Consider the following 26,332-nt stretch of genomic DNA (forward strand, 5'->3'; position numbering starts at 1 on the left):
CACGCGCGGCCCGGCCGGGAGTCCGGCCAGTGCTTTACGCCCAGATCCTCCTCAACGGCCTCGTCCTCGGCGGGCTCTACGCGACCATCGCGGTGGGCTTCTCGCTGGTGTGGGGCGTGCTCAACGTCATCAACATCCTGCACGGGTCCTTCGTGGTGCTCGGCTCGTACATCGCGTATTTCAGCTACGTTCACCTCGGGATTCATCCGTATCTCTCGATCGTGACGGCGGGCGCGGTGCTGTTCGTGCTCGGCTATTGCGTGCAGGCCGGACTCATCAACCGCGTCGTCGGCGCCCCCGTGCTGACCACGCTCGTCCTCACCTTCGGCCTCGACCTCATCGCCAACAACGGCATGATCCTCGCCTTCTCGGCCGACTACCGGTCGGTGACGCTCGCGAATCCGCTCGGCAGCGCGATCATCGGCGGCCTCGTCGTCCCGCTCGACCGTCTGGTGGCGATGATCCTCGCGATCCTCCTCACCGGGCTCCTCTATTTCGTGCTCGTCCACTCGCGCATCGGCCGCGCGATCATCGCGGTCCGCATGGACGCGGAAGCGGCGGCGCTGATGGGCGTGAAGGTGAAGCGCATCTACGCGATCACCTTCGGCATCGGCGCGCTGATGGCGGGCGCGGCGGGCAGCCTCCTCTCGCTCGTCTTCCCGATCTCGCCCCTCAACGGCCCCGAATTCCTCGGCATCGCCTTCGTCGTGTGCGTGCTCGGCGGGCTCGGCTCGGTCGCGGGCGCGGTGGTGGGCGGCCTCGCCCTCGGCGCCATCCAGAGCTTCGGCGCCCTCTTCTTCGGCCCGCAGCACGGCCTCACGATCGCCTTCGCGCTCCTCATCCTCCTCCTGATCTTCAAGCCCTCGGGCATCATGGGACGGAGGGGCTACGAATGATCCGCGTGATCCTCGTCGCGCTCGTCATCGCGGCCATCGCCGCGCTCCCGGCGCTCGGCGACAACTATCTCCTGCGCCTCGGGACGATGTTCGGCATGTACGCCGTGCTCGCCCAGTCGTGGAACATCATCGGCGGCTATGCGGGCTACCCGTCCTTCGCGACGGCCGCCTTCTTCGGCCTCGGCGCCTATGCCGGCGCCATCCTCCAGTCGGTCGGGCTGCCGATGCCGCTCGCCTGGATCGCGGCCTGCATCGTCGCGGCGGTGTTCGCGGCGCTCCTCGGTGCGGCGATCCTCCACCTGAAGGGCCACTATTTCGCGATCGCGAGCCTTGTGGTCGCGGACGTGCTCCTCGAGATCACCACGTCCTGGACCTCGCTGACGGGCGGCGGGATGGGGCTGAACCTGCCCATCATCCGCATCTCGATCGACGCGCAGGCGCGCCTCTTCTTCTATGCGATGCTCGCGCTCGCGGTGATCGCGCTGGTGATGAACTGGATCGTCGCCAAGAGCCGGCTCGGCTTCGCGCTCAACTGCATCCGCCAGAACGAGGACGCCTCGCAGATGGTCGGCATCAACACGACGCGCGAGAAGATCATCGCCTTCACGCTGTCGGCGGTCCTCGTCGGCGGGGCGGGCGCGATCTACGCCTCGTGGGTCTTCTATATCGAGCCGCCGGACGTGTTCTCGGTGCTGACCTCGGTGAAGCCGATCGTCATGACGATGCTCGGCGGAGCGGGCACGATCCTCGGCCCGGCCGTCGGCGCCGCGCTCTTCCTCGTCATGGAAGAGACGGTGTGGCGGAACTTCCTGTCGGTCCATGCGATGGTGCTCGGCCTCATCATCGTCGCGCTGATCTTCTTCCTCCCGCACGGCATCTTCGGCCTGTTCGGGCGGAAGGGCCCGGCAAGGCGGCTGATCGCGCGCGGCAAGAAGGGGGGGCGGGCATGAGCCTCTTGAGCCTTCAGGGCGTGTCGCGCCGCTTCGGCGGCCTCAACGCCCTCTCCGACGTCACGCTCGACATCGAGCCGGGCGAGATCGTTGGCCTCATCGGCCCGAACGGGGCGGGCAAGACGACGCTCGTCAACGTCGTCTCCGGCGTGTTCAAGCCGACCACGGGCACGGTCACGTTCGACGGGCAGCGGATCGACGGCATGAAGCCGTACCAGATCAGCCGGCTCGGCCTCGCGCGGACCTACCAGGTCGTGCAGCCCTTCCCGGAGATGAGCGTCCTCGAGAACGTCACGGCGCCGGCGGCGTTCGCGGCCGAGACGCACAGCCTCGCCGAGGCGCGGGAGAAGGCGCGCGAGGCGATCGAGTTCCTCGGTCTCGGCGCGCAGATCGATACGCCGGCCGCCGAGCTGACGCTCGCCGGCCGCAAACGCCTGGAGCTCGCGAAGAGCCTCGCGATGAACCCCAAGGTGCTCCTCCTCGACGAGGTGAATGCCGGTCTCAACCACACCGAGATCGACACCGCGCTCCACCTCATCCGCACGATCGCGGACCGGGGCGTCACGATCCTCATCATCGAGCACCTGATGAAGGTGGTGATGAATCTCTGCACCCGGATCGTGGTGCTCCATCACGGCGCGAAGATCGCCGACGGCGCGCCCGAGGCGGTGAGCCGCGACGAGGAGGTTATCAAGGCCTATCTCGGCCGGCGCTATGCCGAGCTCGCGGCGCTCCGGCGCCAGGAGGAGACGAATGGCTGATCCGCTCCTCTCTATTTCCGGGCTCGAGGCGGGCTATGGCGAGATCCGCGTCCTGTGGGGCGTCGATCTCACCGTGGGCAAGGGCGAGATCGTCTGCCTCGTCGGCTCCAACGGCGCGGGCAAGACGACGCTGCTGCGCGCGATCTCCGGCCTCGTGAAGGCCGACAAGGGCTCGATCGTCATCGACGGGGGCGAGATCGCGGGGGGCGGGCCGGAGGTCGCGCTCTCCTCGGGCATCGCGCACGTCCCGGAAGGGCGCCGCCTCTTCCGCACGATGAGCGTGAAGGACAATCTCCTGATGGGCGCCTATCTGCGCGTCGGCGAGGACAAGGCCGTCGCTGCGGATCTCGACCGGGTCATGACGATGTTCCCGCGCCTCGCCGAGCGCCGCAACCAGGACGCGGCGACCCTCTCGGGCGGGGAGCAGCAGATGTGTGCCATCGGCCGGGGCATCATGAGCCGGCCGAAGCTTCTGATGATCGACGAGCTGTCGCTCGGCCTCGCCCCGACGGCCGTCGACATGTTGAGCGACAGCCTCAAGGAGATCAACGCGACGGGCATCTCGATCCTGCTCGTGGAGCAGGACGTGATGAGCGCCCTCGATCTCGCATCGCGCGGCTATGTGCTCGACCGCGGCCGGATCACGATGTCCGGCACGTCCGCCGAGCTCGCCGCCGCACCCGAGGTGCGGGAAGCCTACATGGGCGTCGCCTGACGCCCGCCTTTATCAACATCATTGGACCGACCGGCATGAGCGCCCTGAAGACGAAATCCTCCTACGCCTACATTCCCGGCGTGATGCAATATTCGGCCGGCGTCGCCGCCGCCGACGGCTTCGCGATCGAGCGCGCGCGGTTCGAGGAGCCGGTGAAGCTCGACGAGGGGTTCGCCCGCATCAAGGCCCATCTCGAGAGCATCGGCCGGCCGCTCGACGCGTTCTGCGCCTGTGAGCTGCGCTCGCCCGCGCCCTTCACCGAGGCGGGCTTCCGCACCTTCAACGAGGCCTACAGCTCTGTCCTCGTCGACTGGGGGATCATGGAGGGCGAGGACAATCCCGTCGCCCGCTCCAATGTCTGCCCGGAGGTCGCCCCGCCGTCCGAGCCGTCCTTCCACGCCTTCTGCTACACCGTCCCGGCGGCGGGCGTCGGCCCGACCTTCGTGGTCGCGGGCTCCGGCGAGGCGCGCGAAGGGCAGGGCACCTATCGCGACAACACCGTCCGCTTCGGCGAGACGACGCCCGACGCGATCGCCGAGAAGGCGGACTATGTGCTCGGCGAGATGGAGCGCCGCATGTCCTTCTTCGGCGCGGGCTGGGCGGACACGACCGCCGCGCAGCTCTACACCGTGCACCCGATCCACGCCTTCCTCGAAAGCGAGATCGTGCGGCGCGGCGCGGCCCGCCATGGCCTCACCTGGCACTACAACCGTCCGCCGGTGAAGGATCTCGAATATGAGATGGATTGCCGTCGCATCTTGACGGAGAGGGTGCTCCTCGTCGGATAAGGGCCGACGGCAAGAACGCGTGGAGGAGCCGAGATGATCAAGATCGATGCGGACCGGCTTCTCGGCGACCTGCGCCGCCTCTCCGAGTTCGGCAAGTACGAGACCGGCGTCGACCGCACGGCCTTCTCCGCGGAGGACATCGCGGCGCGCCAATGGCTCGCCGGGCGGATGGAAGAGGCGGGGCTCACGCCGCAATTCGACCGGTACGGCACGGTGCTCGGCCGGAGCGGGAAGGGCGGCAAGGCCGTCCTCCTCGGCTCGCACACCGACACGGTGCCGCGCGGCGGCTGGCTCGACGGCGCGCTCGGCGTGATCTACGGCCTCGAAGTCGCCCGCGCCCTCGCCGAGGCCGGGTCCGACGCCGCGATCGACGTCATCTCCTTCCAGGACGAGGAGGGGACGTTCCTCCCCTGCCTCGGCAGCAAATCCTTCTGCGGCTTCCTCGAAGAGGCTGAGCTGGCGGCGGGCGCGCGGGCCGACGGCCTTCCGCTTGCCTCGGTCCTGCCGCTCGAAGGGATGCCGGACAGGCTGGTGACGCTCGACCCCGCGCGCCACGTCGCCTTTCTGGAGGCGCACATCGAGCAGGGGCCGCGCCTCATCACCACCGATATCGGGCTCGGCCTCGTCACCGGCATCGTCGGCATCCGCCGCTTCCGCATCAGCGCGAGCGGCGAGGCGAACCATGCCGGGACGACGCCGATGTCGATGCGCAAGGATGCCGGCGCCTCCCTCATTCGTCTTGCGGCGGAGCTGCTGGAGAAGATGCCGGAATGGGGGACGGCCGAGTCGGTCTGGAATATCGGTGCGATCGAGTTCCGCCCCGGCGCGCCGAATGTGGTGCCGGCCGAAGCCTCGCTGGTGTTCGAGTATCGCGATCTGTCGGACGCGGTGATCGCACGGGTCGAGGCGAAGATGCGCGAGGCTGTTGCCGCGCGCGAGGCGGCCGACCCGGTGACCTACGCGATCGCCCCGATGGGCAAGGTGGATCCGCTCGCCATGGACCCCGGCCTGCAGGCCGCCTTCGCCGCGACGGCCGAGCGGCTCGACTATCGCTTCATGACGATGCCGAGCGGGGCCGGGCACGACGCGATGATCGTCGGCAAATGCGTTCCGGCCATGATGATGTTCGTGCCGAGCATCGGCGGGCGCAGTCATGATGTGACAGAAAACACCGCTGATTCCGACCTGATCCGCGGCTGCGAATACTTAGCCAACGCAACGAACGATCTCTTCGCGAGCGGCTGGGTCGCGGGACGGGGCTGATTGCGAAACGATGTTTCACAATGTGTGGTAGCGCTCCCGGCTCTTCCTTGCCAAGCTATTGACACATTGCCATAACATTACAAATGACTGTGATAGCGGTTTTCACGATCTTTGTGTGTTGAAAAAATCTGATTTTATGGGTAGCCCAACTAGACAGAACGAGTTGGGAGCGGGCGGCAACGCCCGTATGGGATAGTGCCTGAAGATCTTGGAACACAAGTATTTCTCTATGCGCCGACCGGAAATACTCTGACGGAGTTGACCGACGAGCCTGGCTTCGGCAACCCGATGAACAAATATTCCTGGTCGATGACGTTGTTCGACGGCAGCGACGATGGTGATATCCCCGAACTCTATGTCGGTACTCTGAACGGCGAGCAGGACGTTGTCGGCGGGATCGGCCTTGCCCTTCGCCTTGCTGCGGTGACCGGCAACGGCATCATCAACCCGATCGATCTTTTTTCTTCAGACTCTTCTCCGGCGCTGCGCGAATTCTTGTCTGCGGATCTGTCGAACACGATCCGCGGCGAAGGCCCCGAAATCTGGAAATATGATTTCGAGACCGAGACCTGGACGCAGGTTCTCAACGCCGAAACCTCCGGTGGCATCCTCGACGATGAGGATCTCGGCCTTCGCGACGCCGTGAGCTTCAACGGCGAAGTCTTCTTCTCGTCCTCCACGTCGCTCATCTACAACCTGCTCAACGCGGGCGACAATCAGGCGAAGATCGTCTACTCGTCCGACGGTGAGAATTGGGATCTGCTCGAAGGCGGTCCGCTCGACAGCGACGGTACCCGCTCCATCCGCTCGCTGACCGTCGTCGACTATCCGGGCGGCGGTGTGGATGAGAAGGCCCTTCTCGTCGGCACCGAGAATGTCGAGAATGGCGCCGAACTCTGGTTCTACCGCGAGGACGGTTCCTGGGAGAAGGTCGCGCAGCTCGAGGACGGCAACGCCGACGGCGACCACTATGCGTCCGCCATCTCCGAGGTGATCCAGTTCGGGAACGACATCTATGTCGGCACCTGGTTCCCGTACACGCTCTACAAGCTGACCGACACCGGCCTCGTCGACGTCACGCCCCAGCCGGACGGCGACGTGATCGACGACCAGGGTGTGATGCAGCTCATCGAATATGATGGCTGGTTCTACATCAGCAGCGTGAACTACGGCCTTGCGGGCACGCCGGGCGCGAGCCTCTACCGCACTACGGATCCTGATGATCCTACAAGCTGGGAAGTCGTCACCACCGACGGTTTCGCGACCGAGCTGCCGGACACCTATGCCGAGAACCCGGCCACCTATGTGTGGCAGATGGCGGTGGTCGACGGCGTCCTCTACATGGGCGACCTCTCCGACGAGGCGCACCTCCTGAAGCTGACCCACGTCGACATCGACGACAACTACACCGTCGTCGTCGCCGAGGACAACGGCGACGAGCCGTTCACGTTCGGCTCGCAGGCCTACGGCATCCGCAAGATGTTGCCGGTCGCGCTCGATGGAGAGGGCCTGCCGCTTCCGGACCAGAGCGTCGCCCCGACCGACCTCCTCATCGGCTCGGCCGATCCCTATGACACGAAGCCGCTCGGCATCCTCGAGTCGCTCTTCACCGTCAATGGCGAGCAGGTCGTCGGCCGTCCCTTCACCGCCTCGACCCTCTGGGGTTCGGAGAACGAGGACCTGATCCTCGGCGGTGTCCGTGGCGACGTCATGAATGGCGGCGACGAGGACGACGTCTTCATCGGCAACTTCTGGAGCGGCGGCATCATCGGCGGTGGCGACACCGTCAATGGCGGCAGCGGCGAAGACATCATGTTCGGCCTCGCCGGCAATGACGTCCTGCGCGGTGACGAAGGCGAAGACTTCATGGTCGGCGGCGCGGGCCGCGACCGGATGTACGGCGGTGACGGCATCGACCTGATGGTCGGCGACTTCATCAATGACGGTCCGCTCGACGACATCATCACCCCACTCCTGCAGCAGCTCATCGGCGGCTCGCTCGATCTCGAGGGCGCCCCCTCGCTCGACATCCTGATGACGGCGATCACCGGTGCGATCAGCACGCTCGAGGTGTTCGGCGGCCTCAACGACGTGATGTACGGCAATGACGGCAACGACATCATGATCGGTGGCGGCGGCCGTGACCGGATGTTCGGCAACGAAGGCGCGGACCTGATCTACGGCAACGAGGGCAAGGACCGGATCTTCGGCAACGCCGGGAACGACATCCTCGAAGGCGGCGAACAGGACGACTTCATGCATGGCGGTGCCGGCAACGACACCCTCATCAGCGGCCTCGGCAACGACACGATGGTGGGCGGTGCCGGCGACGACACCTTCATCATCCGTGGTGGCGAAGGCGACGTGATCGAGACGGGTCGCGACCTGATCCTGGGCTTCCAGCAGGGCAGCGACGTCATCGATCTGTCGGAGTTCTTCGGCTACGGCTACCCGTTCGACTTCGAGACGCACCTTGCTCCGGCGCTGCGCGCTCAGCCGCTTACCGGCTGGCTCGTGATCGACCTCTCCCTCATCACGGGGACGTCGAACCTGCCGGATCCCGGTCCGGAAGGCGACGGCACGATCGTGGTGCAGGGCCTGCGCTATGCGGACGTCGAGATGACCGACTTCAAGGTCGACTCGCTGTTCATCGAAGGCGGCCTCGGCGGCCTCTTCTAAGACCGGGACGGGCGGCCCGATGCGCCGCCCCCCGCACGCGACTTCGGAAAGCGCCGCCCCTCCGGGTGGCGCTTTTGCTTTGGCCGCAGCACGGCCGTCCCCGTGCGACGCTCCGGCACGCAAGAAAAGCAAATTCGCACGGAACATCTTGTCCGATCCGAAGCCTGCCCAATTTGCCGAAGCAACGCACACATTGCGAAGGAGAGAGACCAATGGACGTGAACGGTGTCGGTTGGCTGACGGCGATCATTGTTGGCGGCTTGGCGGGCTGGATCGCCGAGAAGGCGATGAAGAGCCAGATGGGCCTCTTCGCCAACATCATCCTCGGCATCGTCGGGGCCGTGGTGCTGAACGCGATTCTCGCCGCGCTCGACGTGACGCTCGGCGTGGGCTGGATCGCCTATCTCATCACCGGCGTTCTCGGCGCGTGCCTGCTGATCTTCGTCGCCCGAATGGTCAGAGGCTCACGGGCCTGACCGCGACGAGGCCCGGCCCGAAAGCGCCGGGCCTCCGCTGTTGCTGACGCCGCCTCAGGATCGGAAGAGGCGGCTATATTGGGTCTCGTGCCAGGCGCTGCCCATGGCCATGCGGATCGAGACATTGCCGATCGCGTCGTCGCCGAGCGCGGCGGCGGCGGCGACGCTCCGCTCGATCAGCGGGACCGCGTCGATCAGGATCCGCTGCCCGTCCGTGTGGCCGAGCGGCACGAGGCGGATCGCGGCCGCGACCTGCCCCTCAACGACCGACCACATCAGCCCTTTCAGCGCCGTCTCGGCCGGCACGCCCCAGTGCTGCGCGGCGATCGCGAAGGCGGCCGGGTAGGTGAGCCCGCCCGGCGCGTGCGCGCGCGCCGCCGGCACGTCGAGATCGGTCAGCAGGGCGAGGAGCGCCTCGCCCATGCGGCGGTCCTCCTGCTGCATCTCCCGGCTTTCCCGGCCCGCGGCGAGGAGCGCGTCCCACTCGGCAAACGCAGCGGCGTCGCCTTCCTCCAGCGCGGCGGCGAGGCGCAGGAAGATCGCCCCGTCGAGCGCGGCATAGGTGTGCTCCAGCGTGCCGCCGATCCACTCGCGCGCGGTCGCGGCGTCGCTCACCCATCCGGCATGGACGGCCCATTCGAGCCCGCGCGAATAGGAGAAGGCGCCGACCGGCAGGCTCGGGCTGACGAGGCGCAGAAGGTGCAGGGGAAGGTCCATCGTCAGCTCCAGGCGATCAGCCCGTCGAGCCCGGTGCGGGCGAGATAGACCGCGAGCACGTAGACGAGCACGTAGAGCGCGTAGGTCTGGCCGTCGCCGCTATAGATCCGGCGGGCCGAATCGGCCGTGCGCGTCGCCGCCTCCCCGACGCGCGCCCAGGCGAAGGTCGCGACGGGCGGGAGGAGGCGCACCGGGATCAGCGGGTCGGCGAGCACGAAGGCGCGCAGGCTCGGCCGGTCGTGCCGGCGCAGCAGCGTCCACCACAGCCCGAAGAGGACGAGCGAGACGCCGAGCGCGATCAGCATCGCGCCCGTCGGGTCCCACGTGCCGTAGATCGTCTCCAGCGACGCGCCCTCCCAGACGAGGGTGGAGGCGAAGGTCGGGTCGATCACCTTCGACACCGGGTCCATCAGCAATTTCGGGGCGAAGGAGAGGACGAGGATCCCGCCGGCGAGGAGGATCTGCGGCAGGACGAGCTCGACCGGCGCCTCGCTCGCCTCGCGCCGGCGGGGGCCGAGGAAGAGGCCGACGAGGATGCGCGTCATGTAGACGAGGCCGAGGAAGGTCGCGAGGAGTGTCGCGACGGCGAGGACGTACCAGCCCTTGTCCGTCATCGCCGAGAGGAGCAGCCACTTGCCGCCGAACCCCATCAGCGGCGGGAGGCCCGACATCGCGAGGAGCGCGACGGCGACGGTCGCGAAGGTGAAGGGCATCGCGCCGAGGAGGCCGCCGCTCTCGGAGAGGCGCCGCGTGCCGGTGCGAATGAGGATGCCGGCGAGGGCGAGGAAGAGGATCCCCTTCACCAGCATGTGGTTCGCGACGAGATAGACCGCCGTCACCCAGCCGAGATGGCTCATCAGCGCGATGGCGGTGATGATGTAGCCGAGCTGGCTCATGCTCGAATAGGCGAGGAGGCGCTTCACGTCGTCCTCGCGCAGCGCGAGGATCGCGCCGCCGACCGTCGTGAACACGCCGATCCAGGCGATGATCTCGGAGAGGTCGAGGCTCGCGTCGGAGCGGATCGCGAGATAGCTCGCCATCAGGAGCCCGAAAATCGCGACCTTGCTGATCACGGCCGAGAGCAGCGCGGTGACATCGTCGTCCGCCTCGGCATAGGCGCCGGGCAGCCAGACATGGACGCCGATCGCGCCCGCCTTCACGAGGCAGCCCGCCGCGAGGAGCGCGAAGGGAAGGTTCGCCGCCGGCCCCACCGTGAAGAGGGCCGAGAGCGCGTCGGTCCCCGCCACCGCCGACAGGCCCGCGAATCCGGCGACGAGAAGGAAGGCGGCGGCGATCGAGAAGAGGAGATAGGGCAGCACGTGGGGCCGTGCGTGCGCGCCGCGCGCGATGAGGAAGGTCGACGCGAGGGTGATCAGCTCCCACGCGAAGAAGAATTCGAGGCTCGTCTCGGCGCGCAGCAGAGCGGGGATCGACAGGAGGAGCACCACCGCGAGCGGGGCGTGGCCCGTGCGCTTGCCGGTCACGGCGAGGCCCGCGATCCCGATCACGATGCTGCCGGCGAGGAGGAGCGTGGAGAAGAGGCCCGCGATACCGTGCGTGTCGAAAGCGAGCGAGGTGCCGACGGCGACGACGCTCGCGAGGAGGAGGATCGTCTTCAGCGGGCCGGGCAGGCCGTCGAGAAGGGTGAAGGCGAAGCCGGCGATGAGCGGGGCGAACAGCCAGGCGTGGCCGACGCCCGACGCATTCGCCGCGCCGAGCCCGGTGAGGATCAGGAGCACCGCCATCGCGATCACGGGGACGAGGCGGCCGATGGGAAGCGGCGCCTCGGGGCGCGCGTCCGCGCTGGCGAGAGCGTTGAAGAACCAGCGGTAGATGTAGACCGCCTCGAGGAGGGAGCCGACGAGGATCAGTGCGATCCAGAGGAAGCGGTCCGCCGCGGCGAGCTCCATGATCAGCGCCCATTTGCCGAAGAAGCCCGGAAAGGGCGGCATCCCGGTGATCGCAACGACGAGGACGCCGAGGAGGATGAGGATGAAGGGCTTGCGCGCGAGCTTCAGCGGCGTCGACACCTCCCGCGCCTTGAGGAGCCCGGTGAGCCAGAAGAGCCCGGCCTTCGCGAGGAGGTGGTTCACGAAGAGCCCGCCGAGCACCAGGGGCAACGCGTCATAGGCGCCGATATCGGTGAGGAGGGCGAGCGCCATCGTGAGGAGCGCCATCTGGCCGATCGAGGAGTAGCCGAGAAGGCGGCGCACCTTCGTCTGCGCGAGACCCATGAGGTTCGCGGCGAGGAAGGTGATGGCGGCGAGGATGGCGATGAGGCCGAGCTCGCCCGCGAAGAGCGGCAGGAGCTTCAGGAGCGCGAAGAAGACGCCGGTGGAGACGCCGACCGAGACCATCGAGGCGACGCCCGTCGGAGCGGTCTCGTAGACGTCGAGACCCCACCCGTTCGCTGGGAAGGGCTTCAGCTCCACGAGAAGGCAGGCGAGGATGAAGAGGAGCCCCGCCGTCGCGACCGGGCCGCCGATCTCGCCGCGCATGTCTATGAGGGCGTCGATGCTGAGCGTGCCGGTCGCGTTGTAGACGAGCGTTGCGCCGAGCAGGAAGAAGGCCGAGGCGAGCACGGTCGCCATGATGTACTTGAACGCGGCCGCCACCGCCTCCGCCCGGCGGTCGAGGCCGAAGAGGCCGTAGGTCCCGATCGAGACGATCTCCAGGAACACGAACAGGTTGAAGAGATCGCGCGTCATGATCATCCCGTTGATGCCCATGACGAGGATCAGGAAGAGGAGCAGCGCGACGTAATTGCCGCGCAGCCGCTCCCACAGGTGCATCGCGCAGAACACCGCGAAGAGGTTGACCGAGACCGAGAACGCGCCCTCTGCGAGGCCGAAGCGCAGGCTGATCGCGAGCGGCGGCGTCGCGCCTGCGGTCAGCACCTCGATCGTGTCGGCGCCCCACCACAGCGCGGCGAGCGAGATCACGCTGACCGCGAGGATGCCGCCGAGCGCGACGGCGAAGGCAGCGTGGAGCCAGCCCTTGCCGAGGCGGTAGAAGAGGGGGATCGCGAAGCCGCCGCCGAGCCCGAAGAGGAAGATCGCGAGCGGTTGAGCGAGGGCGCTTACCATCGCGATTCCGTGAACGCGCCGATGTCGAGCGACTTCTTCGAGGCATGGAGGCGCACGGCGAAGGCGAGCATCACCGCCGTCACCGAGAAGCCGATGACGATCGCCGTCACCGCGAGGGCAGACGGGACGGGGTCGACGACGAAGGGCGTCGTCCCGTCCGCCGGCAGCGCCTCGACGATGGGCGCGGTCGCGCCCGTCACGTAGCCGCTCGCGACCATGACGATGTGGATGCCGGTGTCGAGGAGGGCGAAGCCGATGATCATCCGCATGATGTTGCGGTGGGTGAGGATGCCGATAATCCCGATCACCGCGAGCGCGAAGCCGGTGAAGAGGAGGATCGTCGAGACGGGGATGCCGGTGCTCATGAGCCGCCTCTGAAGCGGTCGATCACGACGCTGAGCTCGGCCCCGACCTTCACGCCGAGGAGGGCGGAGATGAGCGGGATCGCCCCGGCGCTGATGAAGGTGCCGAACTCGCCCTTCGGCAGGAAGCGCGGGTCGAGGAAGCCCGCCGCGAGGATGATGCCGAGAATGCCGATCCCGACATAGAAGACGCCCGCCATCGATTCCACGACGCTGAGGAGGGCGACGTTGAGGTCCGATCCGGGCTTGGCGAGGACGAGCAGCATCACCGCCGAGGCGACGATCGCGCCACCCTGGAAGCCGCCGCCCGCCGACAGGTGGCCGTTCACGATCACATAGGCGCCGAAGACAACGATCATCGGCATCAGGACCTGCATCCCGGTGGCGATGATCTCGCCCGGCGCGGGGGCCTTCCTCTCCGCCGCTTCGACCTCCTTGGCCGGCGGCGCCTTCACGTCCTGCTTGAGGAGGAGGCCGACGCTCGCCGCCACCATGAAGAGCACCGCCACCTCGCCGAGCGTGTCGAAGCCGCGATAGGTGATGAGGATCCCGGTGAGGATGTTCGGCAGGCCGAGATCGCCGATCGACTGGCTGACATAGGCCGCCGCGAGGGGGCGCAGCGTGTCCATCTCCACGTAGCCGCTGACGACCTTGAGGAAGATCAGCACGAAGAGGACGGCGATGCCCGCACCGAGAAAGGATCTCATGGTTTCTTCTTCTTTCTTCCCTTGCGCTGCGGCGCGCCCCGTCCGGCGAGGTTGGCGAGGGCGGGGTGGATGAGGACCGCGGCGCGCGACAGGGCGTGGCTCGAGATCGGGTTCGTCATCACCACGAAGGCGATCACGAGGACGAGCTTCAGCGTCCAGTCCGGGTGGTAGAGGGCGAGGCCGAGGAGGACGAGCGCGTTGCCGAGCGTCGTCGCCTTGGTGCCGGCCTGGAGGCGGGTCAGCGCGTCGGGCATCCTGAGGAGGCCGAGCCCGGCCGAGAAGAGGAACACCGCCCCGAGGAGGACGAGGAGGCTGCCGGCGATCTCCATCACGGGCCTTCCTTGCCGCTGCCGGTCTTCCGGATCGCGTAGAGGAAGATGAAGGTCGCGAGGCCCGAGCCGATCGCCGCCTCCGCCATCGCGACGTCGGGCGCGGCGAGGAGGAGGAAGGAGACCGCCGCGAAGAGGCTCGCGAGGCCGCCGCTCACCATCGCCGCCAGCAGGTTGGGCAGCGCGATCGCGAGGATGCCCGATACCAGGATCGAGGCGCAGACGAGGATGATGAGGAGCTCGAGCACGCTAGAGCCCCTTTTCGAGAAAGCGCGCGATGGCGAGCACCGCGAGGAAGCTGAGAAGCCCGTAGACGAGCGCGACGTCGAGATAGATGAAGCGGTCCGCGACGTGGGCGTAGAGCGCGATCATGCCGATCGAGATGACGGTGAGCACGTCGATCGCGACGATCCGGTCGATGAGGGTCGGCCCCTTCACGAGGCGGATGACGGTGAAGAGGATGCCGAAGAAGATGAGGACGGCGGCTGCCTGGAGGATGAGCTCAGCCAAAGACCTTCTCCAGGTGCGGCTCGAACGGACCGGCGATGAGCGCGGTCGCCTCGGCCTCGTCGGTCGTCGTCACGTCGAGCCAGTGCACGGTCAGCGCGTCGTCCTTCATGTCGATGACGAGGGAGCCCGGCGTGAGGGCGATGGTGTTCGCGAGGGCGAGCCGGCCGATCGGCGATTTGAGGCGGGTGCGGACCGTCACGATGCCGGGCTTGATGCGGATGCGCGGTGAATAGACGATCCGCATCATCGCGATGTTCGCCTTCACCATCTCCACGAGGAACGCGCCGAGATAGGCGAGGAAGTGGCCGAGCCCGGCCGGTGTCCACGCAAGGCGGCTCCAGGCGTCGCTGTGCGCGGTGAAGACGGCGGCGACGATCCCGGTAAGGACGATGCCGAGCCCGATCACCACCGGCTCGAGCGTCGCGTTCGCGATCATCCAGACCACGAAGAGGACGACCCAAAGGCTCTTCATCCCCCGCGCAAGGCTGCGGCGGACGGGGGCCGCAGGCTCGGACGCGGTGTGGGGATGGCCCGTTGGCGTGGTCTCTGGCACGTCGCTCATTCCCTGGAGAGGGTGCCGCGAGGCTAGTTTGGAAGCGGCGTCGAATCAATTCAAACCGGGCCGCGTCCGGCGGTGCGCGGGGTGAAGATCCGCCCTATCCACCGCCGAGCGCGACGGTCAGCGCGCGGGCGGCGGCCGAGACGCGCTCGCCGATGACCGGGATGCGCGCCGGGGTGAGGCGGAGGGCAAGCCCCGAGACGGAGATGGCGCACACCGCCTCGCCGTTGGGGGCGAAGACGGGAGCCGCGATGCAGCGCAGGCCCACGAGATATTCCTCCTCATCCACCGCGTAGCCGCGGGCGCGCGTCGCGGCGATGTCGGCGAGCACCGCCGCCTCGGAGCGGAGCGAGTTCGCAGTCATCGCCGGGAGGCCGAGCCGGGCGACGAGGTCGCGGATCTCCGCGTCCGGCCATGTCGAGATGATCGCCTTGCCCATGCCGGAGGAGAAGGGCGGCACCGCGCCGCCGGGCGGAGAGATCGCCCGCATGATCTCGCGGCTTTCCACCTGGCTGACGGTCACGATGGCCTCGTCCTCGAGGACGCCGAGATTGGCGGTCTCGCGCGTCTCGTCGCGCAGGCGCCGCAGGAAGGGGAGGGCCGGGGCGACGAAGGTGCGCCGCCGCCCGAACCCGGCCCCCGCCGCGAACGCCTCGCGCCCGACGCTCCAGAGCGCGGTGTCGGGCGCGAACTGGGCGTAGCCGTGGAGCTCGAGCGTGGTGAGGAGGCGGTGGGTCGTGGAGATCGGCAGCCCCGCCTCGCGCGCGAGGGTCGTGACGCGGATGCCGCCATCGGCGCGGCCGAGCATCGTGAGCAGCGTCAGCGCGCGCGAGACCGACTGCACGGACGACCCCTCCGCCGCCCGCGCGGGCGTGCGCCCCGTTCCGCTCTCCGTCGCCGCCATCGCCGCTCTCCCCTCGCACCCTTTCCATATGATGGAAAATCTTTCCAGGGAACGGTGCGTCGTGCAGGCTCTTGGCGCTAAGCAGGGGCGAGCCGGTGGGAGACGCACGTCCCCCTGAGAACGGCTGCGTTCGAACGAGGGGGGACCTGAGATGACCGAATATGTTGAGCGCTATGGCCTGTCCGTCGCCGCGCCGCTCGCGGAGCTCATCGAGACGGAGGTTCTGACGGGCGTGACGCCGCAGGCCTTCTGGGAGGGCTATGCGCGGCTGCTCCACGATCTGATGCCGAAGAACCAGGCCCTCCTCGAGGAGCGAGTCCGGCTTCAGGAGGAGATCGACACCTGGCACCGCGAGAATCGCGGCAAGCCGTTCGACGTGACCGCCTACCGGGCCTTCCTGAAGGACATCGGCTATGTCCAGCCCGAGCCGGCCCCGTTCAAGGTGGGCACGCAGAATGTCGACCCCGAGATCGCCTCGATCGCCGGCCCGCAGCTCGTCGTTCCCGTCTCCAACGCCCGCTTCGCGCTGAACGCCGCGAACGCGCGCTGGGGCAGCCTCTATGACGCCCTCTACGGCACCGACGCGATCCCCGGCGCGCCGAAGGGCAAGGGCTACGACCCGGAGCGCGGCGCCGAAGTCGTCGCCTGGGCCGCGGCCTTCCTCGACCGGGCCGTCCCGCTCGACGGCGCGTCCCACACCGAGGTCACGCGCTACACCCATGACGGCTCAACCCTGATGGCCGAGACCGAGCGCGGCACCGTGCCGTTCAAGGATCCGGACGCCTTCGTCGGCTATGTCGAGGACGGCGATCGCGCCCGCTACGCGCTGATTCACAACGGGATCCACGTCATCCTCGAGATCGACCCGACGACCCCGGTGGGCGCGTCCCACCCGGCCGGGCTCTCCGATGTCGTGCTCGAATCGGCGATGACCGCGATCCAGGATTGCGAGGACAGCGTCGCGGCCGTCGACGCGGAGGACAAGGTCCTCGTCTATCGCAACTGGCTCGGCCTCATGAAGGGCGACCTCGCGGACACGTTCGAGAAGGGCGGGCGCATGATGACGCGCCGCCTCAACCCGGACGTGGTGCTGACGGTGCCGGGCGGCGGCACGAAGACGCTGCAGGGCCGCGCCCTCCTCCTCGTTCGCAATGTCGGCCACCTGATGACGACCGACGCAGTGCTCTTCAATGGCGACGAGACGCCGGAGGGGATGCTCGACGCCGCGGTGACGGTCGCCGCCGCCATGCACGACCTCGCCAAGACCGAAGGGCCGCGCAACTCGCGCGCCGGGTCGGTCTATGTCGTGAAGCCGAAGATGCACGGGCCGGAGGAGGTCGCCTTCGCCGACGCCCTCTATGCGCGGGTGGAGGACATTCTCGGCCTGAAGCGCAACACGGTGAAGCTCGGCGTGATGGACGAGGAGCGGCGCACCTCGGCGAACCTCCTCGCCGCGATGGCGGCGGTGAAGGACCGGCTCGTCTTCATCAACACCGGCTTCCTCGACCGCACGGGCGACGAGATCCACACCGCGATGCAGGCCGGCCCCGTGATCCCGAAGGACGAGATGAAGTCGGCCCCCTGGCTCGCCGTCTACGAGGACGGCAATGTCGATGCGGGCCTCGCCGTCGGCCTGCCGGGTCACGGCCAGATCGGCAAGGGCATGTGGGCAAAGCCCGACAAGATGGCGGAGATGCTGGAGGCGAAGGTCGGCCACCCGAAGGCGGGCGCCAACACCGCCTGGGTGCCGTCCCCGACCGCGGCGACGCTCCACGCGACGCACTATCACCAGGTCGACGTCGCCGCGCGCCAGGCCGAGATCGCGAGCCGCGCCCCGGCCTCGAAGGACACGCTCCTGACCCCGCCGCTGCTCGCGGGCCGCAACCTCGACCCGGCGACCGTCGCGCGTGCGCTCGACGACAGCTGCCAGTCGATGCTCGGCTACGTGGTGCGCTGGGTCGACCAGGGCATCGGCTGCTCCAAGGTGCCGGACATCAACGATGTCGGCCTGATGGAGGATCGCGCGACGCTGCGCATCTCGTCCCAGCTCCTCGCCAACTGGCTGATGCACGGGCTGATCACCGAGGCGGAGGTGGACGAGTCGCTCCGCCGCATGGCGGAGAAGGTGGACGCGCAGAATGCGGGCGACGCCGCCTACCGCCCGATGGCCCCGGCCTATGACGGCGTCGCCTTCAAGGCGGCGCGGGCGCTGATCTTCGAGGGCGCGACGCAGCCCTCAGGCTACACCGAGCCCATCCTCCACCGCGCCCGCCGCGAGGCGAAGAAGGCCGCCTGAGGCCGAAGCCGGGCGAGGCTCAGGCGAACCTGAGACAGGCCGGCGGCGACCCGCCATCGGCCATCCAGCGATAGATCTCGGCGTGGGCGCGCGCGACGCGCGTCCACGTGAACTGCCGCTCCACGATCCGCCGTCCGGCGCGGCCGCGCACGGCGAGATCCTCGGCCGCGAGCGCCGTGGCGAGGAGGGGCGCCATCGTCTCCGGCGCGGCGGTGATCTCGTAGGCCGCGCCCCCCGCGAAAAGCTCCGGGATGTTGCAGGCGCGGGTCATGATCACCGGCAGGCCGTAGGCGGACGCCTCCAGGACCCCCATCGGCATCCCCTCCGAGTGTGAGGGGAGGATGAAGGCGTCGGCGCTGCGCAGCGCCGCGTCCTTCGCGAGGCCGAAGAGCGGGCCGCAGAAGAGGACGCTCGCCTCCAGCCCGTGCGCGCCGACGCGCTGGCGCAGCCCCGCGAGATGCCCCCCATCGTCCCATCCGCCGATGACGAGCCGCCACCCCGCGCCGACCGCCGGGCTGTCGCGCCGGATGTGCGCGAAGGCGTCGATCAGCTCGGCAAGGCCCTTCTTCGGGTGGATGCGGCCGATGAAGAGGAGGGTGCGGCGCGGGTCGGGCCCGAAGGGCGGCGGGCCGGGCTCGGCGCCCTGCGCGAGCGGCGGCAGGTCGACCCCGTTCGGGATCAGCGCGACCGGATTGTCGAGCCCGTAGGCGCGGAAGGCGTCCATCTCGGCCGTGCAGAGCGCGTGGAGGCAGGTCGCCGCGTTGAGATTGGCCCGTTCGAACAGCGCGGCGGCGAGCGCCTTCTTGCGGCGCGAATGGTTGAGCGCCCACCCGTCGAGCATCCCGCGCGGCGAGATGATGACGGGCCGCCCGGTGCGGCGGCGGAAGACGCTCGTCGCGATGGAGGCGTAGGTCCACAGCCCGTGCTGGTGGACGATGTCGTGTCGCGAAAGGGCGTCGACGAGGCCCGGCGAATAGCGGAAGACGCGCGGGCCGCGGCTCGCGAAGATCTCCGGGCGGACGGGGAGCCAGGCGCGCATGTCCTTCGCCGTCTTCTCGTCGAGCGGCCCGTAGACCGAGACCGCCGCCCCCTCCTCGAAGAGGGTCTGGGCGGTGCGGCGCACGGAGTGGAAGAGCCCGCCGCCGCGCCGCGAGACGGACTGCGTGACCATCCCGATCGACGGTTCCGCCGTCCGCGCCCGCTGGCGCGGCGCCGCCCGTGCGGTCGCGGTGCGGGGGAGGTCGGCCGTGCTCATGGCCGTGTCCCGAGGGTGATGGGCCGCTCGGCCGACAGGATCGCGTTCGGCAGCGGGCGGCGCCGGCGCGGCGGTGGTCCCGCCCGCTGCGTGCCGAGCCCGATCCGGATGCCCGCCCTTGCCGCGAGGAGGAGCGGCATCGCCATCACCAGCGCGTAGGCCGAGTGGGTGAAGGCGCTGACGCAGAGCGCGGCGAGGGAGGGATAGATCGCCGCCTCTGAGAGGTCGCCCGCGAGGCCGCGATGATAGGCGCGCGCCGCGATCCAGCCGCTCAGCGCGAAGACGAAGAGGGAGAGGACGTCCCAGTCGAGATAGGCGTCGGGGAAGCCGGTGACGGTCGTGCCGGTCTTCCAGACCGCGCCCTCGGCATCGAGCGCGTCCTCGAAGGAGGGGAGGTCGGTGATAAGGGCGCGCTTCGCCTCGTCGCCGACGATCTGCGCGGGCACCCAGCTCCGCACCGCCTTGTTCCACAGCATCCGGCCGAGGCCGAGCGTGTCCTCCTCCTGGATCGAGGCGAGGAAGTAGGCGCCGTTGCGATATTCGTCCGTGACGGTGCCGAGTTTCGCGGTGACGACGGACGGCCAGTCGACCGCGGCGAGCTCGGTCATGCTCGGAAGCTGGCGGGAGAGGCCGCCGCTCGCCGCGGCGACATAGCCCCCGCGCGTGCGCATCTCGCTGACGCCGAAGAGGACGACGAGGCCGCCGATCACCAGCACGGGCAGCGCGAGCCGGGGGAGCGCCAGGCGCCGCATCGCCCAGAGGCAGTAGGCTCCCGCGAGGCCCAGCTCCACGATCTCGCTGCGCTTGAAGGCGAGGAGGATCGGCGCCGCGAAGGTGAGGAGCGAGAGGAGGAAGAGCGTGACGCTCACGACATGGACGCGCAGGAGGAGGTAGGCGAAGGCGAGCACGAAGGCGACCGGATTGAGGCTCGCGAAGAGGCGCAGGATCGTGATCGGCCCGCTCGGCTGACGCGCCGTCAGCGCCGCGGCCGGCTGGAGCTGGATGAGGATCTGGATCCCGAGCGCGAAGAGGACGAAGACCGCGACCGTCAGGAAGAGCCGCCCCTCGTCGGCCCGCGCGAGCGCGGCGCGGAGCGCGGCCTCTCCCGGCCCGCGCCCGGCGCGGCGCGGCCGCTCGATTGTCCACCCGGCGACCATGCCGAGGAAGCTGAAGAGGGCGACGAGGTTGAGCGTCACCATCCCCTCCGCCGGGACGGCCGACTGCGCGCGGGCCGTCGCCACCGCCTGCGGCACGAACCAGGCGAGGAGGATCGCCCCCGCGAGGAAGGGCACCTTGATGTACCCGACCGGGCTCGCGACGACCGAGCGCAGCACCGCGACCGCCGCAGCGAGCGCGAGGAGGTTGAGCGCGAGGGCGCTCACCGCCGTTGCTCCCGAAGGGCGGTCGCGAGCGCCGCGACGAGCCGGTCCTTGACGGCGGCGGGCGCGAAACCGGCCCGGCTCTCGCGCGCGGCGGCGGCCATCCGGTCCCGCCTTGGCCGGTCGGTGAGGAGGGCGGCGATGGCGCCGGCGAGCGCGGCGGGGTTGCGCTCGGGCACGATGAGGCCGGACTCGCCGTGGACGACCGGCGCGCCGGCGGCGCGCGTCACGATCGCGGGCACGCCCGTCGCGAGCGCCTCCAGCACGACCGCCGCCGTGCCCTCGGCGAGGGAGGGGAGGGTGAAGAGGTCCGCCTTCGCCATCTCCGCCGCCATCGCGTCGGGTCCGAGATGGCCGAGCGGGGTCAGCCCTGACGCGGCCGCCCGCGCCCGGATCGGCGGGGACAGCGCCCCGGCGACGACGACGTCCACGGCGTGGCCCGCCGCGCGCAGGATGTGCGTCGCCTCGGCGAGCACGGGGAGGCCTTTGCGCAGCGCCCCCGACCCGGCGAAGAGGATGCGGCCCGGGATCGGGTCCGGTGCCGCCACGACCGGGCGGCCCCACGTGTAGGGGACGTGGCGCGCGCGGGCGATATCGAAGGCGGCGAGGGTCTGCAGCCCGTCGAGCACGGGTGCGCTCGGGTAGAGGACGAGGTCGGCAAGGCCGACGATCGTCTCGTACCAGGCGAGAAAGCCGGCGCGTTCGGCGGGGCTCGGCGCCTCGTCCGCCCAGTCCGGCCACGCCGTGCGCGCCGCGTCTGTGATCTCCAGCGCGCGCGGGGTGGTCGCGATGTCGACGACGATCGGTAAACCCTTTGCCTTGAGCGCGCGAAGCAGCGCGGGACCGCCGCTCCCGTCGACCGAGAGGACGATGTTGGCGTGCGTCTCCCGCACGGCGGGGGCCATTGCCCAGCCGAGCACGGTCGACATCGCGCGGCGGGCGGCGACGCGGTCCCCGGTGTTGCGTCGGACGAGGAAGCGGGCGAGGTCGGCGGACGGGTGCGCGAAAAGGCGCCGGGCCTGGATGCCGCGCACCGTGCGCCGGTCGAACGCGTCCGCCTTGTGCGGCAGGATGCGGCGTGCGAGGGCGAAGACGGCATCGCCGCGCGCCTCGTGCCGGGCGGCGGTGGTGTGGAAGGATTCCAGCATCCCCGCCTCCTCGAGCATGCGCGGGACGACATATCCCCGCCGCGCCCCGGTCTGGATCACCAGCGCCCGGGGCAGTGCGAGGCCGGGGTGCGCGTCCCCCGCCGTGCGCAGGAGGGCGGGGACCTCACCGTCTGTCAGCGCGGCGAGGCGGGCGCGTGAGAGGACGGACGCGGCCGAGGGTCCGGCGGGGCCGACACGCTCGTTCATGGCTGTTTCCTTTGGCCGGCGCCGGATGAGCCCGCGGTGCGGGGTACCCGTCACGCCATTGCAATCCCCGATTGTGCAATTTAAGGTTATACACGCCTCTGGTCCTGTTGTGGAGGGGTTATGTTTACTTTAGATTGTGGTCTTGCGATCGGAGGCGTCGTCTCGGCGCGTGTGGGGCCGATGTTCGATCTCCACGTCGACTCCGTGGTGGGGAGCGATGCGGCCTCGGGGGCGGTCGGCGCGCCGCTGCAGACGCTGGCGGCGGCAGAGACGGCCGCGCTCGCGCTCGGCGGCGCGGTCCGCATCGGCCTCGCGGCGGGGTCAGAGTGGCGGGAGAGCTTGGAGCTCGCCTCCCTCGCCGGCGTCACCATCGCCGCCTATGGCGACATCGCGGCCGAAGGGCTGCCGATGATCCGGGGCGACGATCCGATCACCGGCGGCTGGGAGACGAGCGCCGACCGGTCCGACGCGCACGCGAGCGTCTATTCGGTGGAATGGACGCACGACATCGCGACGGGCCAGGCGGTCGGCGGTCCCTCGGTCTGGGAGGACGGCGCGCTCCTCACCTGGCGCGACACCGTGGCCGACGTCGAGGCGAACCCCGGCTCCTTCACGCACGACGGGGCGGATTCGGCCGACAGTCCGGTCACGCTCTATGTCCACCCGGCGGGGTCGACCGACCCGCGCGCGGACGGGAAGACCTACGAGGCGACGCGGCGCAACCGGGTCGTAACGGTCGGGGACGGGGCGACGGTGCGCCAGCTCTGGTGCCGCCGCGTCGGCCACGATGACGGGGCGATCAATGGTGGCACCGGCTGCCTCGTCGACCGGTGCCTCCTCGACGGCAACATCGTCCACGACGCGCTGCTCGCCTCCGGCGAATATCGCGGCACCATCGCGTGGCGCGACTTCAGCGACCCGCGCAACGACGCGATCGCCCTGGAGTTCTACGCCGCCGACGGCACGGGCCTCTCCGGCCTCTGGCGCGGCTGCGTGGTGAAGGCGCCGGTGCTGGCGAGCGGGGTGCAGGACGTGACGGCGCTCGGCGGCCACACCAACGGCACGGACTTCTACGACCTCTGGGAAATGGTCGATTGCGCCATCGAGGGCGGCAAGATCGGCGGCAACGACGTGGTGGAGGCGGTGGCGACGCGGCTCAGCCTCGTCGACGCGGCCTATGCGCTGAAGGTCGAGGGGACCGGCAAGGCGCAGACGCTGACCGACCTCCAGCTCATCCACGAGGCGGCCGCCGCCGGGCGCTTCGTCGAGGTGAACGGCGCGGTCGCCATCGACGGGATGCGCGCCCATGTCTCGGGCGCTTGGACGAACCAGATCGTCTACCAGAACGACGCGAACCCGCTGGTGGTGACAGGCTCGGTCTTCGTCGATGCGGGCGGGACGGCCTTCCGCCGCTGCCTCTACCACACGGGCGGCGACACCAGCGTCACCGGGTGCGTGTTCGAGAACGCTTCGGGCGTCTCCCAATTCCGCGCGGTGGAGGCGGAGGGCGGCTTCCTCGCGGCGGACGACAATGTCTACCACCCCGCCACCTGGCAGCATTGCGCGATCGAGGTCGGCGGCGTCCTCTATGGCGACGCCGCCACCTGGTTCGCCGCCGCGCGCCCAGCGCAGGAGGCGAACTCGGTCCAGGCCGATCCCGAGATCGCCGACCCCGAGAATGGCGACTTCTCGCTGGAGGCGGCGGGCCTTCCCGCGACATGCGGTCTCGCCCGGCCCGCGATCCTCTACACGACGGTGCCGGCCTCGCTCGCCGCGGCCGAATTGCGGCTGCGGGCCTGACCCGTGGCGCGCGACGGGGGAGAGGCCGCGCTCGCGCCCGCCCCGTCGCGACCGGCGCACGAGGGCGTGCGGGCGTTCGATCCGGACCCCGCGCGCCTGCGCGTCGCCGCCGCGCGCGGGGCGGCCTTCACCATCGCCGCGCAGGTCGCGAAGGCCGGGCTCCAGCTTATCTCCATCGCGATCCTCGGCCGCCTCCTCGCGCCCGCCGATTACGGGCTCTTCGCGATGGCGGTGGTGTGCGTGAACCTCCTCGCGATCGTGCGCGATGGCGGCCTCTCGGCGGCGACGATCCACGCGCCGGACCTCTCGCAGGGGCTCGTCTCGAACCTCTTCTGGATCAACGCGGCGCTGGGGCTTGCCCTCTCGCTCCTCGCCCTCGCGGCGGCGCCGGCGGTGGCCGCGCTCTTCGGCGAGCCACGCCTTGCCGCGATCGTCGCCGCGCTCGCGGTGCTGCCGCTCCTCGGCGGGCTCGCCGTCCAGAGCGAGGCGCTCCTGAAGCGCCGGCTCGATTTCCGCACGCTCGCGCGGGTCGACATCGCGGCGCTCGCCGCCGGCACCGTCGTCGCGGTTGGCGCGGCGCTCGGCGGGACGGGCTATTGGGCGCTCGCCGCCGCGCAGATCGCGACCGCCATGGCGCGGCTCGTCCTCCTCGGCCTCGCCGCGCCGTGGCGGCCGGGGCGCTATGATCGTGGCGTCGCCCTCTCCGGCGCGCTCCGCTTCGGGGCGCTGCTGACCGGGGCGGGGGCGGTTCAGTTCGCGGTGACGAACCTGATGCCCTTCACGATCGGCCTCGCCTTCGGGCCTGTCGCGCTCGGCCTCTTCAATCGCGGCTGGGCGCTCGCCTCGATCCCCTCGCGACAGGTGATGCCGCCGCTGACGGCGGTGGCGCAGCCCGCCTTCGCCCGCCTCGCGGCGGACCCGGCGGCCTTCCGCGCCGGCCTCCTCACCCTCCTCGGCACCGTCTCTATCGCGACGGCGGCGGTGACGGTCGCGCTCGTCGCGGCGGCGGACGGGATGGTGGCGCTCCTCCTCGGCGCGGGCTGGGGGGAGGCGGTGCCGTACGTGCGCCTCCTCGGCCTCGCCCTCGCCTTCGAGCCGCCGGCGGCGCTCCTCGTCGTGGCGCTGACGGCGGCGGGGGCGGGACGTGCTATCCTCGCCTGCCGCACGGCCCAGCTCGCCGGGATGGCCACCGCCGTGGCGCTCGGTCTCATGGGCGGCGCGACCGGCATCGTGCTCGCCGCGGCGATCTTCGGCTGCCTCCTGCGCTTCCCGATCGTCGTCCTCGCCGCGACACGCGCGCTACCGCTGACCCCCGGCGATGTCGCGCGAGCCATCGCCCCGGCGGTGGCGTTCGCGGCCGCGGCGTTGGCGGCGTCGGCAGGCGCGCGCGCCCTCCTCGCGCCGGACCCGCTCACGGGTCTCGCGCTGACCCACTCGACGATCGGCGTGGTCTGCGGCGGCCTCAGCGCGGCGCACGCGCCGACGCGGCGGAGGCTTGCGGGGGCGGTCCGCTTCGCGCGGGCGGGGTTGCGGCCGCGGGATGCTGGGTGAGGTTGTTCCCGGATCGCAGCGCAGAGGGTGGGGGCGCGGCCCTTGCGCGCGCGGCGGCGGGTGTGCGCGCCCTCCTCGCGCCGGTCGGGCTCGCCGGCCTCGCGCTGACGGTCGGAGTGATCGGGGTGGCCTTGGGCGGCGTTGGCGCGGCGCACGGCCCACGCGGCGGCGCCCGTAGGAGACGCACCGCTTCGCGCGAGGGGGCGTTGGGCGCAGGAGATCATCCAAGGCTCGCCACCTCGGCGGTGGGGTTCGAGGCTGTGGTGAGCGGCGGCGGCGGGCTTGCGTGCCCTCCTCCCGCCGGCTGTCGGGCTGGTCTTCGGTGGCCTTGGCGCGGCGCACGGCCCACGCGACGCGCCTGTCGGGGACGCACCGCTTCGCACGGGCGGGGCTGCGGCCGCGAACGCGGGGTGAGGGCGTCCAAGGCTCGCCACCTCGGCGGTGGGGTTCGCGGCTGCCGCCCTTGGCGGCGGCGGGCGTGCGCCCTCGTCGCGCCGGACGCGCTCGCTGACCTCGCGCCAACGGTCGCGACGGTGGGCTGGCCGTCGGTGCCTTCAGCGTGGCGCACGGGGCCCAAGCGGTGGCGCCTTGCGGGGACGCTTCGCTTCACGTGGGCGGGTCGCCGTTGAGGGCGTCTGCTGGCTAGTCTCGCCCGCGGGGTTCGGGGCCGTGGCGCTCGCGGCGGTGGCACGCATGAGCGCCGTCCTTGCGCCGGACGCCCTCGACGGCCTCGCGCTGACGGTCGCGACGGTCGGGTTGGTTTTCGGCGGTCTCAGCGCGGCGCGCGGGCGCCTTTCAAGGATGCTCTGCTTCGCGCGGGCGGGGGGACGGATGTGGCGCGCGGGGAGAGGGCGTCCCGGCTCACCACCCCCGGCGGTAGGATCGGGTATGGGGCGATCGCCGCGCGCGGCGTGCGCCGTGCACGTGGCGGATCTGCTTGTGGGTCCCGCGCTGACGGTCATGACGAGTTGGCTGGGCTTCGGCGGCCTCATCG

The 26,332-nt window shown here is 70.0% G+C and carries 23 protein-coding genes; 11 read left to right on the plus strand and 12 right to left on the minus strand.

What is annotated here, in order from left to right; all coding sequences use genetic code 11:
* Positions 1 to 29: 29 nt before the first annotated feature.
* The 8 genes from DBV35_RS19765 to DBV35_RS19800 all read left to right on the plus strand — a co-directional run bounded on the left by DBV35_RS19765 (position 30) and on the right by DBV35_RS19800 (position 8,528).
* Entirely contained in the window at positions 30 to 896 is an 867-nt protein-coding gene (locus tag DBV35_RS19765) for a branched-chain amino acid ABC transporter permease (protein ID WP_108662108.1), read from the plus strand.
* The gene (locus DBV35_RS19770; RefSeq protein ID WP_108662109.1) at positions 893 to 1,846 is read left to right on the plus strand and encodes a branched-chain amino acid ABC transporter permease; all 954 of its coding nucleotides are present in this window, start codon (positions 893 to 895) and stop codon (positions 1,844 to 1,846) included. The genes DBV35_RS19765 and DBV35_RS19770 overlap by 4 nt, the downstream gene beginning before the upstream one ends.
* Positions 1,843 to 2,607: an ABC transporter ATP-binding protein gene (locus tag DBV35_RS19775; RefSeq protein ID WP_108662110.1), complete on the plus strand. Its 765-nt coding sequence runs from the start codon at positions 1,843 to 1,845 to the stop codon at positions 2,605 to 2,607. The genes DBV35_RS19770 and DBV35_RS19775 overlap by 4 nt, the downstream gene beginning before the upstream one ends.
* Positions 2,600 to 3,322, plus strand: a complete 723-nt coding sequence (locus DBV35_RS19780) for an ABC transporter ATP-binding protein (protein WP_108662111.1) — start codon at positions 2,600 to 2,602, stop codon at positions 3,320 to 3,322. The genes DBV35_RS19775 and DBV35_RS19780 overlap by 8 nt, the downstream gene beginning before the upstream one ends.
* A 35-nt stretch (positions 3,323 to 3,357) precedes the next feature.
* A complete protein-coding gene (cnbZ, locus tag DBV35_RS19785; RefSeq protein ID WP_108662112.1) occupies positions 3,358 to 4,110 on the plus strand; it encodes a 2-amino-5-chloromuconate deaminase CnbZ in 753 nt (250 codons plus the stop codon).
* Between the two features lie 33 nt (positions 4,111 to 4,143).
* The gene (locus DBV35_RS19790) at positions 4,144 to 5,373 is read left to right on the plus strand and encodes a hydantoinase/carbamoylase family amidase (protein ID WP_108662113.1); all 1,230 of its coding nucleotides are present in this window, start codon (positions 4,144 to 4,146) and stop codon (positions 5,371 to 5,373) included.
* A 258-nt stretch (positions 5,374 to 5,631) separates the two neighbouring features.
* Positions 5,632 to 8,052, plus strand: coding sequence for a calcium-binding protein (locus tag DBV35_RS19795; RefSeq protein ID WP_108662114.1), 2,421 nt, complete (start codon positions 5,632 to 5,634; stop codon positions 8,050 to 8,052).
* A 212-nt stretch (positions 8,053 to 8,264) separates the two neighbouring features.
* Complete coding sequence (locus DBV35_RS19800) at positions 8,265 to 8,528, plus strand: GlsB/YeaQ/YmgE family stress response membrane protein (RefSeq protein ID WP_108662115.1); 264 nt, start codon at positions 8,265 to 8,267, stop codon at positions 8,526 to 8,528.
* Between the two features lie 54 nt (positions 8,529 to 8,582).
* Here the strand turns inward: DBV35_RS19800 and DBV35_RS19805 are convergent, their stop codons facing one another.
* From DBV35_RS19805 to DBV35_RS19845, 9 genes are all read right to left on the minus strand, one after another.
* Positions 8,583 to 9,245 carry an urease accessory protein UreF gene (locus DBV35_RS19805; RefSeq protein WP_108662116.1) on the minus strand — a complete coding sequence of 221 codons (663 nt, stop codon included), beginning with the start codon at positions 9,243 to 9,245 and terminating at the stop codon, positions 8,583 to 8,585.
* Between the two features lie 2 nt (positions 9,246 to 9,247).
* Complete coding sequence (locus tag DBV35_RS19810) at positions 9,248 to 12,331, minus strand: complex I subunit 5 family protein (RefSeq protein WP_108662117.1); 3,084 nt, start codon at positions 12,329 to 12,331, stop codon at positions 9,248 to 9,250.
* Positions 12,325 to 12,696 carry a sodium:proton antiporter gene (locus tag DBV35_RS19815; protein WP_108662118.1) on the minus strand — a complete coding sequence of 124 codons (372 nt, stop codon included), beginning with the start codon at positions 12,694 to 12,696 and terminating at the stop codon, positions 12,325 to 12,327. Before DBV35_RS19815 ends, DBV35_RS19810 begins: the two co-directional genes overlap by 7 nt.
* Entirely contained in the window at positions 12,693 to 13,400 is a 708-nt protein-coding gene (mbhE, locus tag DBV35_RS19820; protein ID WP_108662119.1) for a hydrogen gas-evolving membrane-bound hydrogenase subunit E, read from the minus strand. Before mbhE ends, DBV35_RS19815 begins: the two co-directional genes overlap by 4 nt.
* A complete protein-coding gene (mnhG, locus tag DBV35_RS19825; RefSeq protein WP_245944049.1) occupies positions 13,397 to 13,729 on the minus strand; it encodes a monovalent cation/H(+) antiporter subunit G in 333 nt (110 codons plus the stop codon). Before mnhG ends, mbhE begins: the two co-directional genes overlap by 4 nt.
* Positions 13,729 to 13,977, minus strand: a complete 249-nt coding sequence (locus tag DBV35_RS19830; protein ID WP_108662121.1) for a hydrogenase subunit MbhD domain-containing protein — start codon at positions 13,975 to 13,977, stop codon at positions 13,729 to 13,731. The genes mnhG and DBV35_RS19830 overlap by 1 nt, the downstream gene beginning before the upstream one ends.
* A 1-nt stretch (position 13,978) precedes the next feature.
* Positions 13,979 to 14,239: a monovalent cation/H+ antiporter complex subunit F gene (locus DBV35_RS19835; RefSeq protein ID WP_108662122.1), complete on the minus strand. Its 261-nt coding sequence runs from the start codon at positions 14,237 to 14,239 to the stop codon at positions 13,979 to 13,981.
* Entirely contained in the window at positions 14,232 to 14,792 is a 561-nt protein-coding gene (locus tag DBV35_RS19840) for a Na+/H+ antiporter subunit E (RefSeq protein ID WP_205648775.1), read from the minus strand. The genes DBV35_RS19835 and DBV35_RS19840 overlap by 8 nt, the downstream gene beginning before the upstream one ends.
* A 103-nt stretch (positions 14,793 to 14,895) precedes the next feature.
* Complete coding sequence (locus DBV35_RS19845; RefSeq protein WP_108662124.1) at positions 14,896 to 15,702, minus strand: IclR family transcriptional regulator; 807 nt, start codon at positions 15,700 to 15,702, stop codon at positions 14,896 to 14,898.
* A 151-nt stretch (positions 15,703 to 15,853) separates the two neighbouring features.
* Here DBV35_RS19845 and DBV35_RS19850 point away from each other — a divergent pair, with 151 nt between their 5' ends.
* Positions 15,854 to 17,998 (plus strand): malate synthase G, encoded by a 2,145-nt coding sequence (locus DBV35_RS19850; RefSeq protein WP_108662125.1) that lies wholly within the window; start codon positions 15,854 to 15,856, stop codon positions 17,996 to 17,998.
* A 19-nt stretch (positions 17,999 to 18,017) separates the two neighbouring features.
* On the opposite strand, the gene DBV35_RS19855 is transcribed toward DBV35_RS19850, so the two are convergent.
* Genes DBV35_RS19855 through DBV35_RS19865 form a run of 3 tightly spaced genes read right to left on the minus strand, consistent with a single transcriptional unit; the run spans position 18,018 to position 21,987 of the window.
* Positions 18,018 to 19,253 (minus strand): glycosyltransferase, encoded by a 1,236-nt coding sequence (locus DBV35_RS19855; protein ID WP_108662126.1) that lies wholly within the window; start codon positions 19,251 to 19,253, stop codon positions 18,018 to 18,020.
* Positions 19,250 to 20,635, minus strand: a complete 1,386-nt coding sequence (locus tag DBV35_RS19860; RefSeq protein ID WP_108662127.1) for a hypothetical protein — start codon at positions 20,633 to 20,635, stop codon at positions 19,250 to 19,252. The genes DBV35_RS19855 and DBV35_RS19860 overlap by 4 nt, the downstream gene beginning before the upstream one ends.
* A complete protein-coding gene (locus tag DBV35_RS19865; RefSeq protein ID WP_108662128.1) occupies positions 20,632 to 21,987 on the minus strand; it encodes a glycosyltransferase family 4 protein in 1,356 nt (451 codons plus the stop codon). The genes DBV35_RS19860 and DBV35_RS19865 overlap by 4 nt, the downstream gene beginning before the upstream one ends.
* Before the next feature lie 180 nt (positions 21,988 to 22,167).
* Between DBV35_RS19865 and DBV35_RS19870 the strand changes: the two genes are divergently transcribed.
* Positions 22,168 to 23,787 carry a hypothetical protein gene (locus DBV35_RS19870; protein ID WP_108662129.1) on the plus strand — a complete coding sequence of 540 codons (1,620 nt, stop codon included), beginning with the start codon at positions 22,168 to 22,170 and terminating at the stop codon, positions 23,785 to 23,787.
* A 3-nt stretch (positions 23,788 to 23,790) separates the two neighbouring features.
* Positions 23,791 to 25,338 carry an oligosaccharide flippase family protein gene (locus tag DBV35_RS19875; protein WP_108662130.1) on the plus strand — a complete coding sequence of 516 codons (1,548 nt, stop codon included), beginning with the start codon at positions 23,791 to 23,793 and terminating at the stop codon, positions 25,336 to 25,338.
* The last annotated feature ends 994 nt before the right edge of the window (positions 25,339 to 26,332 follow it).

It is taken from the genome of Acuticoccus kandeliae, from assembly GCF_003073115.1.

Bases quoted from the DNA above. Each gene is read 5' to 3' on its own strand.
- DBV35_RS19770 (WP_108662109.1), top strand. From the start codon at position 893: ATGATCCGCGTGATCCTCGTCGCGCTCGTCATCGCGGCCATCGCCGCG.
- DBV35_RS19775 (WP_108662110.1), top strand. From the start codon at position 1,843: ATGAGCCTCTTGAGCCTTCAGGGCGTGTCGCGCCGCTTCGGCGGCCTC.
- DBV35_RS19780 (WP_108662111.1), top strand. From the start codon at position 2,600: ATGGCTGATCCGCTCCTCTCTATTTCCGGGCTCGAGGCGGGCTATGGC.
- cnbZ (WP_108662112.1), top strand. From the start codon at position 3,358: ATGAGCGCCCTGAAGACGAAATCCTCCTACGCCTACATTCCCGGCGTG.
- DBV35_RS19790 (WP_108662113.1), top strand. From the start codon at position 4,144: ATGATCAAGATCGATGCGGACCGGCTTCTCGGCGACCTGCGCCGCCTC.
- DBV35_RS19800 (WP_108662115.1), top strand. From the start codon at position 8,265: ATGGACGTGAACGGTGTCGGTTGGCTGACGGCGATCATTGTTGGCGGC.
- DBV35_RS19805 (WP_108662116.1), bottom strand. From the start codon at position 9,245: ATGGACCTTCCCCTGCACCTTCTGCGCCTCGTCAGCCCGAGCCTGCCG.
- DBV35_RS19810 (WP_108662117.1), bottom strand. From the start codon at position 12,331: ATGGTAAGCGCCCTCGCTCAACCGCTCGCGATCTTCCTCTTCGGGCTC.
- DBV35_RS19815 (WP_108662118.1), bottom strand. From the start codon at position 12,696: ATGAGCACCGGCATCCCCGTCTCGACGATCCTCCTCTTCACCGGCTTC.
- mbhE (WP_108662119.1), bottom strand. From the start codon at position 13,400: ATGAGATCCTTTCTCGGTGCGGGCATCGCCGTCCTCTTCGTGCTGATC.
- mnhG (WP_245944049.1), bottom strand. From the start codon at position 13,729: ATGGAGATCGCCGGCAGCCTCCTCGTCCTCCTCGGGGCGGTGTTCCTC.
- DBV35_RS19845 (WP_108662124.1), bottom strand. From the start codon at position 15,702: ATGGCGGCGACGGAGAGCGGAACGGGGCGCACGCCCGCGCGGGCGGCG.
- DBV35_RS19850 (WP_108662125.1), top strand. From the start codon at position 15,854: ATGACCGAATATGTTGAGCGCTATGGCCTGTCCGTCGCCGCGCCGCTC.
- DBV35_RS19855 (WP_108662126.1), bottom strand. From the start codon at position 19,253: ATGAGCACGGCCGACCTCCCCCGCACCGCGACCGCACGGGCGGCGCCG.
- DBV35_RS19865 (WP_108662128.1), bottom strand. From the start codon at position 21,987: ATGAACGAGCGTGTCGGCCCCGCCGGACCCTCGGCCGCGTCCGTCCTC.
- DBV35_RS19870 (WP_108662129.1), top strand. From the start codon at position 22,168: ATGTTCGATCTCCACGTCGACTCCGTGGTGGGGAGCGATGCGGCCTCG.